This window comes from Veillonella sp. Ser01, assembly GCF_053850375.1.
The window spans coordinates 229,067-243,966 of sequence record NZ_JBSPUA010000003.1; the positions used below are offsets into that span (position 1 = coordinate 229,067).

16 protein-coding genes and 2 riboswitches are annotated in these 14,900 nt (G+C 39.9%); of the genes, 13 read left to right on the forward strand and 3 right to left on the reverse strand.

Going from position 1 to position 14,900, the window contains the following annotated elements:
- Positions 1-42 precede the first annotated feature (42 nt).
- From ACWTVK_RS07345 to ACWTVK_RS07360, 4 genes are all read left to right on the forward strand, one after another.
- Positions 43-801: an amino acid ABC transporter ATP-binding protein gene (locus tag ACWTVK_RS07345; RefSeq protein WP_060923854.1), complete on the forward strand. Its 759-nt coding sequence runs from the start codon at positions 43-45 to the stop codon at positions 799-801.
- An 8-nt stretch (positions 802-809) separates the two neighbouring features.
- Entirely contained in the window at positions 810-2,081 is a 1,272-nt protein-coding gene (locus ACWTVK_RS07350) for a hypothetical protein (protein WP_456046439.1), read from the forward strand.
- 169 nt (positions 2,082-2,250) lie between these two features.
- Positions 2,251-2,697, forward strand: coding sequence for a universal stress protein (locus tag ACWTVK_RS07355; RefSeq protein WP_005387768.1), 447 nt, complete (start codon positions 2,251-2,253; stop codon positions 2,695-2,697).
- A gap of 193 nt (positions 2,698-2,890) precedes the next feature.
- Positions 2,891-3,181 (forward strand): ArsR/SmtB family transcription factor, encoded by a 291-nt coding sequence (locus ACWTVK_RS07360; RefSeq protein WP_024063797.1) that lies wholly within the window; start codon positions 2,891-2,893, stop codon positions 3,179-3,181.
- Between the two features lie 75 nt (positions 3,182-3,256).
- Here ACWTVK_RS07360 and ACWTVK_RS07365 read toward each other — a convergent pair whose 3' ends face one another.
- Positions 3,257-4,246 carry an AEC family transporter gene (locus ACWTVK_RS07365; RefSeq protein WP_456046440.1) on the reverse strand — a complete coding sequence of 330 codons (990 nt, stop codon included), beginning with the start codon at positions 4,244-4,246 and terminating at the stop codon, positions 3,257-3,259.
- A 399-nt stretch (positions 4,247-4,645) separates the two neighbouring features.
- Here ACWTVK_RS07365 and modA point away from each other — a divergent pair, with 399 nt between their 5' ends.
- From modA to ACWTVK_RS07380, 3 genes are all read left to right on the forward strand, one after another.
- Positions 4,646-5,434 carry a molybdate ABC transporter substrate-binding protein gene (modA, locus tag ACWTVK_RS07370; protein WP_456046441.1) on the forward strand — a complete coding sequence of 263 codons (789 nt, stop codon included), beginning with the start codon at positions 4,646-4,648 and terminating at the stop codon, positions 5,432-5,434.
- A gap of 122 nt (positions 5,435-5,556) precedes the next feature.
- A complete protein-coding gene (gene modB / locus ACWTVK_RS07375; RefSeq protein WP_308511426.1) occupies positions 5,557-6,225 on the forward strand; it encodes a molybdate ABC transporter permease subunit in 669 nt (222 codons plus the stop codon).
- An 8-nt stretch (positions 6,226-6,233) separates the two neighbouring features.
- On the forward strand, positions 6,234-6,863 hold the full coding sequence (locus tag ACWTVK_RS07380) for an ATP-binding cassette domain-containing protein (RefSeq protein ID WP_456046442.1): 630 nt from the start codon (positions 6,234-6,236) through the stop codon (positions 6,861-6,863).
- A 195-nt stretch (positions 6,864-7,058) separates the two neighbouring features.
- On the opposite strand, the gene cytX is transcribed toward ACWTVK_RS07380, so the two are convergent.
- Positions 7,059-8,255, reverse strand: a complete 1,197-nt coding sequence (cytX, locus tag ACWTVK_RS07385; protein ID WP_456046443.1) for a putative hydroxymethylpyrimidine transporter CytX — start codon at positions 8,253-8,255, stop codon at positions 7,059-7,061.
- A 56-nt stretch (positions 8,256-8,311) separates the two neighbouring features.
- Positions 8,312-8,417, reverse strand: a riboswitch (TPP riboswitch).
- Positions 8,418-8,498: 81 nt separating this feature from the next.
- Positions 8,499-8,593: riboswitch (TPP riboswitch) on the forward strand.
- 63 nt (positions 8,594-8,656) lie between these two features.
- Here cytX and thiW point away from each other — a divergent pair.
- Genes thiW through thiM form a run of 3 tightly spaced genes read left to right on the forward strand, consistent with a single transcriptional unit; the run spans position 8,657 to position 11,500 of the window.
- Entirely contained in the window at positions 8,657-9,136 is a 480-nt protein-coding gene (thiW, locus tag ACWTVK_RS07390; RefSeq protein ID WP_456046444.1) for an energy coupling factor transporter S component ThiW, read from the forward strand.
- Positions 9,136-9,978, forward strand: coding sequence for a bifunctional hydroxymethylpyrimidine kinase/phosphomethylpyrimidine kinase (gene thiD / locus ACWTVK_RS07395; protein WP_456046445.1), 843 nt, complete (start codon positions 9,136-9,138; stop codon positions 9,976-9,978). The genes thiW and thiD overlap by 1 nt, the downstream gene beginning before the upstream one ends.
- Before the next feature lie 4 nt (positions 9,979-9,982).
- Entirely contained in the window at positions 9,983-11,500 is a 1,518-nt protein-coding gene (gene thiM / locus ACWTVK_RS07400) for a hydroxyethylthiazole kinase (protein WP_456046446.1), read from the forward strand.
- 193 nt (positions 11,501-11,693) lie between these two features.
- On the opposite strand, the gene rbr is transcribed toward thiM, so the two are convergent.
- A complete protein-coding gene (rbr, locus tag ACWTVK_RS07405) occupies positions 11,694-12,239 on the reverse strand; it encodes a rubrerythrin (protein WP_298696737.1) in 546 nt (181 codons plus the stop codon).
- Between the two features lie 629 nt (positions 12,240-12,868).
- Between rbr and ACWTVK_RS07410 the strand changes: the two genes are divergently transcribed.
- From ACWTVK_RS07410 to yedF, 3 genes are all read left to right on the forward strand, one after another.
- Complete coding sequence (locus tag ACWTVK_RS07410) at positions 12,869-13,072, forward strand: DUF951 domain-containing protein (protein ID WP_004693828.1); 204 nt, start codon at positions 12,869-12,871, stop codon at positions 13,070-13,072.
- A 9-nt stretch (positions 13,073-13,081) separates the two neighbouring features.
- The gene (selD, locus tag ACWTVK_RS07415; RefSeq protein WP_456046447.1) at positions 13,082-14,113 is read left to right on the forward strand and encodes a selenide, water dikinase SelD; all 1,032 of its coding nucleotides are present in this window, start codon (positions 13,082-13,084) and stop codon (positions 14,111-14,113) included.
- 182 nt (positions 14,114-14,295) lie between these two features.
- Positions 14,296-14,892 carry a sulfurtransferase-like selenium metabolism protein YedF gene (gene yedF / locus ACWTVK_RS07420; protein ID WP_456046448.1) on the forward strand — a complete coding sequence of 199 codons (597 nt, stop codon included), beginning with the start codon at positions 14,296-14,298 and terminating at the stop codon, positions 14,890-14,892.
- Positions 14,893-14,900: the final 8 nt, after the last annotated feature.

Sequence of the window (14,900 nt, forward strand, 5' to 3'; positions counted from 1 at the left end):
AGTATGTTTAGATAAAAGGATGCGACGATTTAAGAGGTACTTATGACATTTGTAAATATGGAGCGTATTGAAAAACGCTTTAACAATCAAACTGTATTGCGCGATGTATCGCTCAAAATGAATAGAGGGGAAATCGTTTCTATTATCGGTCCTTCTGGGTCTGGTAAATCTACATTCTTGCGCTGTTTAGGTCAATTAGAGACTATCGACGGTGGTTCAATTACTGTAGATGGCACTGTTCTTGCTAGTACAGATGCTAATGGCACTGTAAACTATGCAAGCCAAGAAACACAACATGACTTGCTATTACGCATGGGCATGGTATTCCAATCGTTCAATTTATTCCCTCATATGACAGTGCTCGATAATATTATGATAGCGCCGCGCATGGTAAAAGGCATGAAAGATGATGAGATTTTACCGATTGCAGAGCGATTACTCAATAAAGTTGGCCTATGGGAAAAGCGCGATATGTATCCATCCCGTTTATCTGGTGGTCAACAACAACGTGTGGCCATCGCTCGTGCATTGGCAATGAATCCAGAAATCATGCTCTTTGATGAACCAACATCCGCTCTTGACCCAGAATTAACTGGTGAGGTTCTAAAGACTATTAAACAATTGGCTGATGATCACATGACGATGATTATCGTAACTCATGAAATGAACTTTGCTCGTGAAGTATCTGACCGTGTCATCTTCATGGCCGACGGTGTCATCCAAGAGGAAGGTACACCAGAGCAAATTTTCAATAATCCACAGAACGATAGAACGAAAGCGTTCTTGGAGAATATGTTATAGGAGGTCTTATGAAGTTACGTTTTATTGCTGCCACATTAGCTGTAATGGCTATGGGCACGACCTCTATTATGGCGGAAGGTTTGCAGGGAAGACCTGAAACTCCATTAGCTATTGTAGATTCCCAAAAAGACTCTGCATCTATTTTGCCAGAACAATATAAGTCCTATGCTACTACGATGAATACAGTGGTTAAGGATTATAAAAACGGCTATACCTTTACGCTTCCTTGGCGTGTAGCAGATGGTGTTAAACTGGATATGGATGTGCGCAGTGAAAGTGAGCATATTCAAGGCTATTCTTTCAACTTAGCAGGTCCTACACAAGATGATTCCTATACTGTGTCTTTCACAAAGCGCAATAATACACCGCAAGATGGGGTGTCTCAAAAGGAATGGAATACGACTTGGTATGGTGTGCCAATCAAGGGTATGTCTGATGAAGAATACTTGAGCATTTGGCGTCAACATAGTAATGCCTTTGAAAATAATGATATTGTTGGTGGCTTCTTTAACAAGAAAGGGGCTATATCAGCGCGTTGGGATAAGACGACACCAAAATCGTATGCTGAAATGACATCTACAGAGCCCGTTCAATCCGTATTTGAAGCGGAATTCATCATGGATAAGGACCCAACGCATCGCTATAATTTAGCTAGTACTTATGCTCCTATTCAAGGGGAGTTTATGGAACAAGGCTTGATGGAACATACGATTCCGTCCTTTGAATTATTAAATAAAACTGGTTCTAGTACGATTAAAGGTGTTAAACAATTTATCTCTGGCACTAGTGACATTAGTGTAGCTGAAGGCATCAAATTTAATTATCCAAAAGGATTTACCCGTCTTAATGAAAAGGGGAAAATTGCTTTCACTAAGCATAATATACGCCTTGATATTGAATCCTTTACAATTCCAGTACAAGCAGTTAGCACAGGCATGCCTACGATGATGGGCAAACAAATGCTAGGTGATTACTATCTTAAACAATTAGTTGAAGTGAATAAGGCAACTATCAATAGATATGAAACGCATATTATCGATGGTAATGTTATGTTCTATTTGGCAGGTCATATGAAGAATCCTAATACAGCTGATACATCCGCAGCGGCACCGGTATCCTTCGCAGCTACTATTATCTTAGGTAATGAAGGCAATGTGGCTGTGGCTCGTATGATTGGCCCAGCAGGCACTAGCCTTAGCACACCAGAGCTTATCGATGTGCTCGATGGATTCAAGTTGACTACTACATTGAATACGAACCAATCTTCGCAAGTGTTATAATATACACATAATATTCTTTTATTTGTATAATTCTGTATAAGTTGTGCTATAATAAAAGAAATCCTCTAGAAAAAGAGGAGTTTTCCTTGATGGTCTAGAATATAATAATATAGGCTAAACGATCTTTGATCATATCCCCTTTGAGGGATTAGAAATAGGAGGGGTTATTATGGTTACCTACAAAACTATTGTCGTACCTACTGATGGTTCTGAAAATGCTAAACGTGCGTTGGAACATGCTCTCGCTGTAGCGGACCGCAACCATGCTGAATTGATTGTTGTTCACGTTGCAAACATTGTGTCTGCTATTTCCAATTTCGATCAAACACCAATTTCCGGTGGCTACGTATCTGAACAAATTGCGGAAGATATGGAAGAAACTGGTAAAGAAATTCTTAATGATGTAGTGAAAGAAATTCCTACAGGTGTAAAAGTTAAAAGCGTATTCGAAGTTGGCTCCCCTGGTCCTGCATTGTTGGCAGTAGCTAAAAAATACAATGCTGATCTTATCGTAATGGGTAGCCGTGGCCTTGGTCCATTGAAAGGCTTATTCATGGGTAGCGTAAGTAGCTATGTAACTAGTCACTCCACTTGCCCTGTATTAATCATTAAATAATTCATATCCTGTTTTGATATGATACAAAAAGAGACTTTGTTTTTACAAAGTCTCTTTTTTAATATAATAAAAATGATATAATATTTATATATATGCTCTATATATGAGAAATCTAATTTAAGCAACATCGATTAGTTATACATAAGAAATACAGATTATAAGCATGAATATGAATGAAATTGAGGGGGACTATATGAGCGACAAACAAGAATCATTGCTAAAGTTAGCAGAGCTGTTTAAAATCTTAGGTGACCCTACACGCCTTAAAATAGTAGAATTATTATTAGAAAACGAAATGTGTGTAAATCACATCGCAGAAACTATGGGAATGGGTCAATCTGCCATTTCCCACCAATTGCGTGTATTGCGTCAAGCACGCCTTGTGACCTATCGTAAGGAAGGGAAAACTGCATACTACTCTTTAAACGATGATCATGTGGAAGGTCTAGTAAGAATGGGTATGGAACACGTATCTCATCAGTAAGTAACATGATAATTGTTTAAAGTGTACAAAAAGGAGCCCTTTAAAAGGGCTCCTTTTTGTATAGGTATACTAGTATCAATATAATGGGAAAAGGTAATAGGCGATTGTAATAAATAGCGGCATAGTTACTGCCGATAGAATTGTGGTGCCCATTACGATTTGCGTAGCATATTCAGGATTATTCTTCATTTCAATGGCAATGAGAGACATATTAATAGCTGTTGGTACGCTATAGGTTATGATAATAGTTTGCGCTGCTATTGGGTGCATAGGACCATAGAACTTGATGAACAGTATAGTTATAGCAGCGGCTATGAGTGGACTTACAACAAGACGTAAGGTTGAAGCAAGCATAACATCAAGCTTAAAGAAGTTTAACGGCGTTCTATTAATCTGTACACCTAAGGCAATCATAGCAACACCGACGAAAGCATTGGCGAAGATATTAAGCGGTGCAAAGAAGAAGAGACCGTGTAAATCAAAAGGCAGAAACTGACAGAGTAGAGCTAGTGGAATGGCATATACCATTGGCATGTGGAATACTACCTTTAGTGCATCTCGTGGGCTGAGTCTGCCTGCACCAGCTTGGTAGAAACCATATGTATTACTGCTGATGGTTTGAATAATCATGATGGATACGACACTGACAAGACCTAAGTTTGCATAGGGTGTGGCTCCATCAATAATATAGGGTACGTTTGTAAATACAAATATAGCAAGGGCGACGCCCATATTCCCTACATTGTTAAACATAACGCAGTTTTTTAAGGTAGCAATCTTGGCTACGTCATACCCCTGCATTCGACCAACTACATCTGCTAGTATGGAGTTTAGTATGAGTACACAGAATGCAACAAATACAATTTCTAACGTACCTGAGTTAAGTTTTGCTTCATACATAGCTCTAAATATAAACGTAGGTAATAATATGTAGAAGTTCAGCTTACTCAGCGTATACAGATCGAGTTTAAATTTTCTATCTAATATAAATCCAACCCCTATAAGTATTAAAATAGGAATCATGGAATTCATAAAGATATGGCCTATTAATACGAGTAAATTCATTATCTCACCTGGAGTTTCTTATTAAAATAGGGCATAGTTTTAACGTATTGTATAACCGTATAGAGTAAATATACAGTTACTATACAGTTGCTATACAGTTAATATTATATGAATGATTAGTGGATACATTTCAAAATCTGTTCAGGACTTTCTTAGCCTCTATAGTATTATCATACCATAGTATGTATTCTTTTAGGGTTGAAAATTTATCTATTATGATTACTAATCATAATCATCAGAAATACCTATGCAAAATGTGAGTTTTACATACGACCAAGATTGTAGATTTATAGTATAATGTGAATATATTGTATATTTAGTTTTTTGTTAGTTGAGGTGTCTCTAGGTTTGACCATAGCTTTCACAGTGTGGATGTTAGAGGGGTGCATAGGAGGAATTATGAAACGAATTTTATTAGTATTAATGAGCGTTTTCATGCTTGCCTTTCTGGTAGGCTGTGGTAATGATGCAAGTAAACAAGCTGAATCTGCTAAACCGAGTACATCCGAAAAGATTACTATACAAGCAGCCGCTAGTCTTAAAGGGGCTCTTACAGAACTGGCTGATGCTTACAAGAAAAGCCATCATTTAGCAGATGATCAAATTACTATTAACTTTGCTGGTTCTGGCACATTGCGGCAACAAATTGAACAAGGTGCACCAGCTAGCTTATTTATCTCTGCTGACGAAAAAAATATGAAAATGTTACAAGAAAAAGATCTTGTCAGTGATGTAAAACCATTCGTTACAAATGAACTCGTTCTCGTAGTTCCAAAAGGTCAACCTAAAGTTGAATTAGGCCAAATTGCTAGTGTGAAACGCATTGTATTGGGTAACCCTGAAACAGTGCCAGCTGGGAACTATGGTAAACAAGTATTAACAAAATTAGGCGTTTGGGAACAAGTAGAGCCTAATGTAGTATACGCAAAAGATGTAAAAGCCGTAACGGCTTCTGTTAGTCAAGGTGCTGGTGATGCAGGCTTCATTTACAAAACTGATGCCATTGCAGCAGGTGATGCCGTTCAAATTTCCGCAGTAACACCTGCAGACTCTCATGATCCAGTTATCTATCCAATCGGTATCATCAAAAAATATGACAATGCATTGGCAAAAGATTTCTACCAATATGTAATGAGCCCAGAAGGCCAAAAAGTGTTAGAGAAATACGGTTTTTCTACTTCTAAATAAGAGTTAAACGCTAGCTTTCGAGGCTAGCGTTTTCTTATGATACAATATATATATTACTATTGTTGTTAGTCCTAGCTGGAAATATATGATGTCAGCATTATTAAATAGAAAGGGGGGATAGCATGAGTCCATTTTGGTTATCATTATGGGTGGCGAGCATTGCCCTCGTTATTGTTATCCTAAGTGGCTTAGCCGTTTGCTACTGGATGAATCGCTGTAAATGGGGCGGCATTGCTATTCTTGATGCCCTTATTACATTGCCTCTAGTACTACCTCCTGTAGTCGTTGGTTTTGCGCTGCTTATGGTATTTACGCCGGGTTATGCCTTTGGGGCTTGGCTTGAAGCTCATGGCATGAGCGTAGTCTTTGCTGCTTCCGGTGCCGTTATAGCCTCTTCTGTTATTGCATTTCCACTGTTTTATCAAACAGTGCGCTCTGCATTACAGTCCGTAGATCATAATATGGAGGACGTAGCTCGAACATTAGGTGCTTCAGAGTTACGCATTTTCTTTACCATATCTGTACCGCTCGCATGGAAAGGTATTGTAACTGGTAGTATTTTAGCGTTCTGCCGTGCTATGGGCGAGTTTGGTGCTACCATCTTGATTGCCGGTAATATTCCTAAGGTAACACGTACTATGCCGTTAGCTATCTACTCCTATGTAGAGGCAGGGCAGTACATGGATGCCTTTGAGCTCGTTATTTATATTTGTGTTCTTACATTGGCGTTACTGAGCGGGATTCACCTCATTACAAAAGGCTCCTTGTTCCGCCATACAGATAATAATTAGGAGGTTCTATGATTACATTTTCCTTTACTGTAGCTAGACCTTCTGTGACTGTGAAAGCCAATGGTGCGCTGCCGTCTGGCATTACTGTGCTGACTGGTCAGTCCGGCAGTGGTAAAAGTACGTTTATCAAATGCATCGCGGGCCTAGTAAAACCCACAACTGGCAGTATTCAATGTGATGATACAACGTGGGTTGATCGAGATAAAAAAATCTGGGTACCTGCGCAAGACCGTCAAGTAGGGTATATGCCACAAGGTAATATCGTATTTCCTCACTTGTCTGTAGAAAATAATATTACTTACAGTAAACGCGGTACACCTGATATGTGTGATACGCTATTACAGCGATTAGGCTTAGAGAAATACCGAAAAACTAAGGCGGGTAGCTTATCTGGTGGTGAGCAACAACGGGTTGCACTTGGGCGTGCTCTTTACTCTAAACCGACTATCTTGCTCCTCGATGAGCCTTTATCTGCATTAGATTGGAACTTGAGAAAACAAGTTCGAGAAGATCTCGTTTCTATCATACGTGAATGGGATGTACCCTGCGTATGGGTTACCCATGATGAAAGCGAAGCAGAACGCGTAGGAGATAGACACTGGACCTGCGAAAATGGAATTATTACCATTCCTAAATGAGGGGTAGTCTAATAAAAATATAAAACACCTTCATAAACGTTATCATATAATTATCCTATTCAACGTGAATAGGAACTCATTATGATGACTGTTTGTGAAGGTGTTTTTGCTATTATGCTATTGCTCTATTACTCTATTACGATATTACTATAATCTTTATTATTGATTTAGTATACGTACATTAGGTTTTTGTTGTTACTGTTTAATTTCTGCCGATGTGTGTGCTGTTTTACTTATAAATCCAACGATAGCTGTAACGACAAATGCCATTGTAAAGGTTGGTAATGTAGCACCTATTGTGCTTTCACTATGTAACATATAGTGGTATAAACCAACAGATACGGCCCAAATAAGACCTCGTACGAGATAAGCGGATAATGTTTGCACTTGTTGGCGATTGATAAAGTAGTCAGCCAATAAGATGGCAATCATCGGTGCAAATACAGAGCCGATGAGGTATAGGAAGTCTGTAATATCATCCATTGGGTATAGAATAGCTGCAATAGTGCCCACAATAGTAACGATGACGGCGATACCTTTACTAGATGCACCGTTATAGATAGTCGTACTAGATACGCCTGCAGAGTAAGCGTCCATAAAGGTTGTAGTAACGGTAGAGAAGATGATAACGATGAGGCCCGCAAGGCCAAGTCCTGCATTCATCATGATCGTAATGATGGAGTCGCCACCGCCAAAGATAGCGGCACTAAGACCTAAGGTGTACATAACGATACTTGTTACAGTGTAGACTATAGCACTTGTAAGTGATGCGGAGACAGGATTTTTGCTTTCACGAGTATAATCACTGATAAGAGGTAGCCAAGATAGTGGCATGGCAATAGATAATTCAAGAGCAGCGATGAAACTCATGTTTCCGCTACTTAGAAGGGTACCTTCACTAGGCCACTGGGATATCATGTGAGCGCCCATGTAGAGGGTGAGGCCTAGCAATAGCACAGAAACGATAGCTTGAATATAGCCCGTATTGTGGAGGCCGATGAAAAGCCATAAGATGACAAGTGCTCCGATAGCTATCGTCCAAATTATAGGAGATAGGGGTACTAGCTCTTGTAAGGCTAGCATGGCATCGTAGATCATGATGCTAGTCCAGCCGATGAGTTGAAGCATATTTAAAACGGCAAAGCCTTTAGCGCCTAGTGGGCCAAAGCTGAAGGCGGTAGTATTCATACTGCCTTGCCGTAAACGTCCGCCAATAAGGCCTGCTCCAAAGAGCAATACACCGCCGATAATATGCCCTAGTATAATGGCATATAGACCTTGGGTGAGCCCTAAGGGGGCCAGATAGGTTCCTGTCATAATTTCCGCTATAGATAGAGCGGCACCAAACCATATCATGGCGAACTGTGGTTGTGTAATGTATGTGTTTTTCATACGTCCTCCTTGCCAGGAAGTCATAGAAAAAGCCAAGTCCCCCAAAAGGAACTCGGCTATTAATCCTCTATGTTCCCTACGTTGGCATTATCCAAATCAGGTTATGGGTTAAAGCTTTAGCTTACTCTCAGCCCACTCCTGTGAGCACCCCGTTATGGCTTCATTATATGCGTCTATAAGAGAACCGTCAATTATTTTGTTGCATGGATTGTATAATAATGTTATAACTAGAGTATAAAAATATATTGCCACTAGGGGTGCTTTTGCTGAGATTGACCATTCAAAACCCTAGACCTGATCCAGATAATACTGGCGTAGGAAAGTGGAGTGCAACATAATACTAAACTATTACGAGACCATTCCATTTGGAGTGGTCTTGTTTTTATATGTTTGGAGGTATTATGAAAAAACTGATTATTGCTAGCATATGTGTGGCCTTAGGCGTAGTGCTATCTACTACATCAATTCCTGTTGGACCAGCTCGCATTTTTCCGTTTCAACATATGATTAATGTTATTTTAGCCGTTGTAGTGGGGGCAAGATTTTCAGTAGGTGCTGCCTTTAGTACATCTTGTTTACGGAATGTATTGTCACTAGGTTCTCCGCTAGCCTTTCCTGGCAGTATGATCGGTGCTTGGTTATCTGCGTATTTGTATAAAAAATATAATGCTCTATGGGCAGCAGCTCTTGGTGAAATTATTGGTACAGGCCTTATTGGTGCTCTCGTGAGTTATCCAATAGCCCATTTCCTATTAGGTAAACCTTTGGCATTGTTAACCTTGATTACATCCTTCTCCATGAGCTCTGTGGCAGGTGCTTGCATTGGTTTCATAGTATTACAAATCTTATCTCGTCGTCATTTATTACATAAGGAGGCATAATGAAACTACATACTGCATTGACAATTGCTGGTACCGACCCTAGCGGTGGTGCTGGTATTATGGCCGATTTGAAGTCCTTCCAAAGTCGTCATGTATACGGCATGGCTGTTGTGACCTCTGTGGTGGCTCAGAATACGACGGGCGTACATCATGTAGAGCATTTATCGCTAGAGAGTATTGACCGACAATTACACGATGTGTATTCCGATATTGAACCACAAGCCGTTAAGACGGGCATGATTGCATTGCCTGAAATGATGGACCTTATCTATCCTTATGTGAGTAAACCAATTCCCTATGTAATGGATCCCGTTATGATTGCTACTAGCGGTGACCGACTTGTATCAGATGAGGCAGTAAATTTCTTAAAATCCAAACTTATTCCGACGGCTACAGTGATTACACCAAACCGCAATGAAGCTGAGGTCTTAGCGGATATGTCTATTACGTGTGAAAGGGATATAACAACTGCGGCCAATCGTATCTTACAGGACTTAGGACCTCAAGTAGTTATCATTAAAGGCGGTCACATCGGCGAAGATGCAACGGATTATGCTTTCACTAAAGATGGCAGCGTCCGTACTTGGACAAGCCCTAAATATGATACGATGCATACGCATGGTACGGGCTGTACCTTCTCTGCAGTGATTACGGCGGAGCTTGCAAAGGGCCGCGATGTAATGGATGCCATTGGTATTGCCAAGGACTATATTGCCCTTGCTATTAAGCATAATCCTGGGCTGGGAAATGGCTGTGGTCCCGTTAATCATATGGCGTATGGCCTGTTATCTAATGGACCTGAAACGATGGATGAGCTCTTGAAAAATGACGAGAGGAGATAGTGATATGACCTATGAAAATCCATACATGAATGGTCAAATTTGGCCTGAACTCAATATATTAGAAATCTTGCGCCAGAGAAACCCTCTCGTTATTTGTATTACCAATGATGTGGTGAGGACCTTTACGGCCAATGGTTTGCTCGCCATTGGCGCATCACCGGTGATGAGTGAGTGTAGTGAAGATTTGAAAGACCTTATCGTCCATGCATCGGCGCTACTCATCAATATTGGCACTCTTACGCCAGACAAGGTTAGTTACTACAAAGATGCCATAGAACTAGCAAAGAAACATGAGGTTCCTATCGTTTTAGATCCAGTGGGGTGTCATGCGGGGGCGTATCGTCTATCTGTGGTGTTAGATTTGATTAAGACTGGCAACATCTCTCTATTACGAGGTAATCAAAGCGAAATTAAAGCTATCTACGATGCTTTAAGCCCTAATAATCAGGTAGATACTTCCACTACAGGTAAAGGTGTAGATGGAGGGCAGGTTGAGGATAGTGCTGTTATTGCCTATCGTCTAGCGCGCCTTATCCACTGCCCTGTTGTAGCTACTGGCGAAGAGGATTATGTTTCTGATGGAACTCGAGTATTTGCCGTTCCACACGGGCACCCTATTATGACGGCTGTAACGGGCACGGGCTGTCTATTAGGGGCTGTATTGGCGGCTTTCTTCAGTGCGTATTATCCATGTAAAAACAGACTATCTATCGGTGAATTTCTCGCTTATGCATTGGCTTACTATGGTTTGGCTGGTGAAAGTGCGGTGCAGGTAAGTGGCGTAAAACCTGGTAGCTTTAGTGTAGCCTTTATGGATAGTTTATATACACTGGATGATGCGGTGCTTATGTCTGAAAATCGTATACGCCCTGTAGTTGTACCAGACCAGTTACAAGTATATTTCATTGGTGGCACTCAAGATGTAGGTCTTAATGAAAATCGCTTGCTATCTGTCGTAGAAGAGGCTTGTCGAGGCGGTGTGACTTGTTTCCAATTTAGAGAAAAGGGCGCAGGTACCTTAGTGGGGCAACAGAAACTAGAGTTAGCTCAACAGTTAAAACAAATCTGTGCTAAGTACAATGTGCTGTATATTATCAACGATGATGTAGATTTAGCAGTAGCTGTTAATGCTGATGGCATTCACGTAGGACAAGAGGATATGAGCCTAGAAGCAGTTCGTGATCTTGTAGGCCATAAGGTGGTTGGTATTTCTATTCACTCTGTGGAGGAACTACATAAGACAGATGTAATCTACGCTGACTGTGTAGGTGTAGGTCCTATGTACGCTACAAGTAGTAAACCTGATGCACAAGAGCCATGTGGACCGAAGCGTGTCGCTGAACTACAGGCAGAAGGCTTGACCTTACCATGTGTTGGTATTGGGGGAATTACTTTAGACAATGCGAAGCCTATACTGGAAGCAGGAGCCTGTGGTGTTGCCATCATATCTGCTATTGCTCATGCAGATAACCCTTATGAGGCGGTACAACAGTTTAAGCATTTAGTAGATAGTACTAAATAGTTGCTCTTACAAAACACAACCAAAATACAACCTTAATAGCGAATAGAACACAAAAAAGACGATGACCTAAGTCATCGTCTTTTTGTTAAGGAAGTTGTTAGTACTTACTGTAAGATTATATTGTACTTACAGGTATGTTTAATTTAAATCTGTACTTACAGGTTGTTAGTTTAGTTAGTGTCGTACTTACAGATTAGATGGATTCAACGAAACGGTGGAAGAAAGCTTGTGGGTGAGCACATACTGGGCAAACTTTAGGAGCTTCTTCACCAACGTGTACATAACCGCAGTTAGCGCAGATCCAAGCAACTGGTTCGTCGTTAGTGAATACTTTGTTACCAGATACTTGAGCTGCTAATGCAAGGTAACGAGCTTCATGACGAGCTTCGATTTTACCAACTTCGCGCATTTGGAAAGCGATTTTAGCAAAGCCTTCTTTTTCTGCTTCGTCAGCGAATTCTTTGTACATTGTAGTGTGTTCGTAGTTTTCGCCAGCTGCTGCATCACGAAGGTTAGCTTCAATATCGGAAGATACGTCGCCACCATGAAGAGCTTTGAACCACAATTTAGCATGTGCGGATTCGTTGTGAGCTGTTTCTTCGAAATAATCAGCGATTTCGTTCATGCCAGCTTTACGAGCTGCTGCTGCGTAGAAAGTATATTTTTGGAATGCTTGGGATTCGCCAGCGAATGCTGCTTGAAGATTTTTTTCAGTGTTAGAACCTTTTAATTCTGCCATTTTAATACTCCTTTGTACTTACGATAATTTCAAAATTTGTTACTTAACTTATATATTCATAACCACTTGGTTGTGAATTCAAATAATAGAATACTTATTCTACAATTTTCGTGGGCGACTTCGCCTTAGTAAGAAAACTTATTCTTAGATTAAATAGACACTTGCCTAACTCTTAAAATAGTACTTACTGATTTTTGTTTTTTCGGCACTTGCCGTCTTAACAGTTTTATATACAATGTGCTATCCGTATACTTAACGAATAATCATTGTTGACTATATTGTAACATACTAAATGAGAAATGCAAGTGTTTTTGTAAAATTTATTTCGAAAATTTTCTAAATGATAAATATTATCAATGCAGTAAGAATGCGGTTTTTTAAAGCATGGATAGTATGGGATTTGTAAAAAACTGTCATTTTGATATTGAGAATGATAACTAAATGAAAAATCATTATTGATTAGTAATTAATAATCTTTTCGTTAAATGTACTAATAACTACCTATAAAATAACTACAAAAACTACTATATAAACTATTATATAAACTATAGAATTATGATATGTTTATAGAACTTTGTATTTTATGTATAATAAGTATATAAATACTGACTGATGTTAAAGGAGGCGCTATGGCATTTGTTAGATATTACGTAGGCGATGTGGTGAAGATGAAAAAATCACATCCTTGCGGTAGTGACGAGTGGGAAGTGAAACGTATTGGCACGGATTTTCTCATCGTATGTAACGGCTGTGGTCATCAACTGCTGATGCCGCGCCCTAAATTTGAAAAGGCTGTCAAGAAAATCGTATCTCGATTGCCAGAGAATGAGTAAGGAGGTCCTATGGTACGACTTACCGACTATGTGACAAATGGGGGCTGTGCGTGTAAGATTGGTCCTCATATATTAAATCGTGTTTTGAAAGCAGTGACACCTGTTACAAATGACCAAGTCTTAGCCGATATGACCGGTTCTGATGATGCAGGGGTATATAAACTTTCAGATACACTGGCATTAGTGCAAACATTAGATTTCTTTACGCCCATGGTTAATGATCCTATTTTATTTGGTAAAATTGCAGCTGCTAATGCTTTGAGTGATGTGTATGCTATGGGTGGAACTCCATTGACTGCTATGAACATCGTAGGCTTCCCAGTACCTCTTGTGGAGCAAGGCATCTTAACAGACGTATTAAACGGCGCGGGCTCAATGGTTGCCGAATCTGGTGCGGCTATCGTAGGTGGTCATAGTATAGAAAATAAAGAACCTATCTTTGGCATGTCTGTGACTGGGCAAGTGAATCCCAATTGTATTTGGAAAAACAAAGGGGCCCAAGTAGGGGATGTATTAGTACTAACAAAACGTATTGGAACAGGTGTCATGAACAATGCGCTGAAAGCCGATTTATTCCCTGTAGGTACAGAGCAAGCTATCACTAGTATGAGTACTTTAAATAGAGTCGGTGCAGAGGTAGCTCACAACTTTACTGTGCATGCTTGTACTGATGTGACTGGTTTTAGCCTTATGGGGCACTCTGTAGAAATGGCTAGTGCCTCTGATGTGACAATACACATTAAGGCTTACGACATTCCTCTCTTTGATGATGTCATCGAAGCGGCTCAAATGGGATTAGTACCAGCTGCGTCTTATGGTAACCGCAAGGCTATAACTGACGTACAAGTAGATGAATCTTTAGACCCTGTATGGACGGATATTCTCTTTGATCCACAAACCTCGGGTGGTTTGCTGTTCTCTGTTCCTGCTAATGAAGGTGAAAAACTCGTAGAGACGTTACATAAGGCTGATATAGACTGTGCTGCTATAGTAGGTACTGTTGAAAGTTTCAGTGGGCTAGCGGTACGTGTTACAGAATAGATTTATAAAAAATACGTTTTTACCATTGGCAAGCGATATTTAATTACAATATCATTAGCTGATAGCTGATAGCTGATAGCTGATAGCTGATAGCTGATAGCTGATAGCTGATAGCTGATAGCTGATAGCTGATAGGTAATACTTTTACAAAATATTTAATGTATATAATATAGAGGTGTATGATGAGCAATACAAATGAATTAACTGTAGATGTACGTGGTAGCTTGTGTCCAAAGCCTGTTATTGAAACTAAGAAGGTAAGTGATGCGAATCCGAGTGCTGTTATTATTACTATCGTAGATAATGAGGTTAGTCGTGATAATGTAGAAAAATTCGGTAAGTCTCGCGGTTATGGCGTGGACATTCGACAAGATGGTAAGGATTTCTACCTCACTATGACCCCTAATGCAAATCCAGTAGCTGAAATTTGTGAACCAATGAGCTATGGTAACCGTGTCATCTTGATGACAAAGGACTATCTTGGTGAAGGTAGTGAAGAGTTAGGTCGCAATCTAATGAAAACGTTCTGGGTGTGTATGCTTGAAGCCGATGTGAAACCATCTAAGATCTATTTCATCAACAGCAGTGTTAAGATGGTTGTAAATGATTCGGTTCATTTAGAAAATATTAAAAAATTAGCTGATCTTGGTGTTGAGATTGCAGCATGTGGTATTTGTCTTGATTTCTATGGGGTAAAAGAAGAGCTTGGCGTAGGCAGCATTACAAATATGTATGCTATTACAGATTCTATTTTAGGCGATAATATTATTAAACTATAATTGTCCCT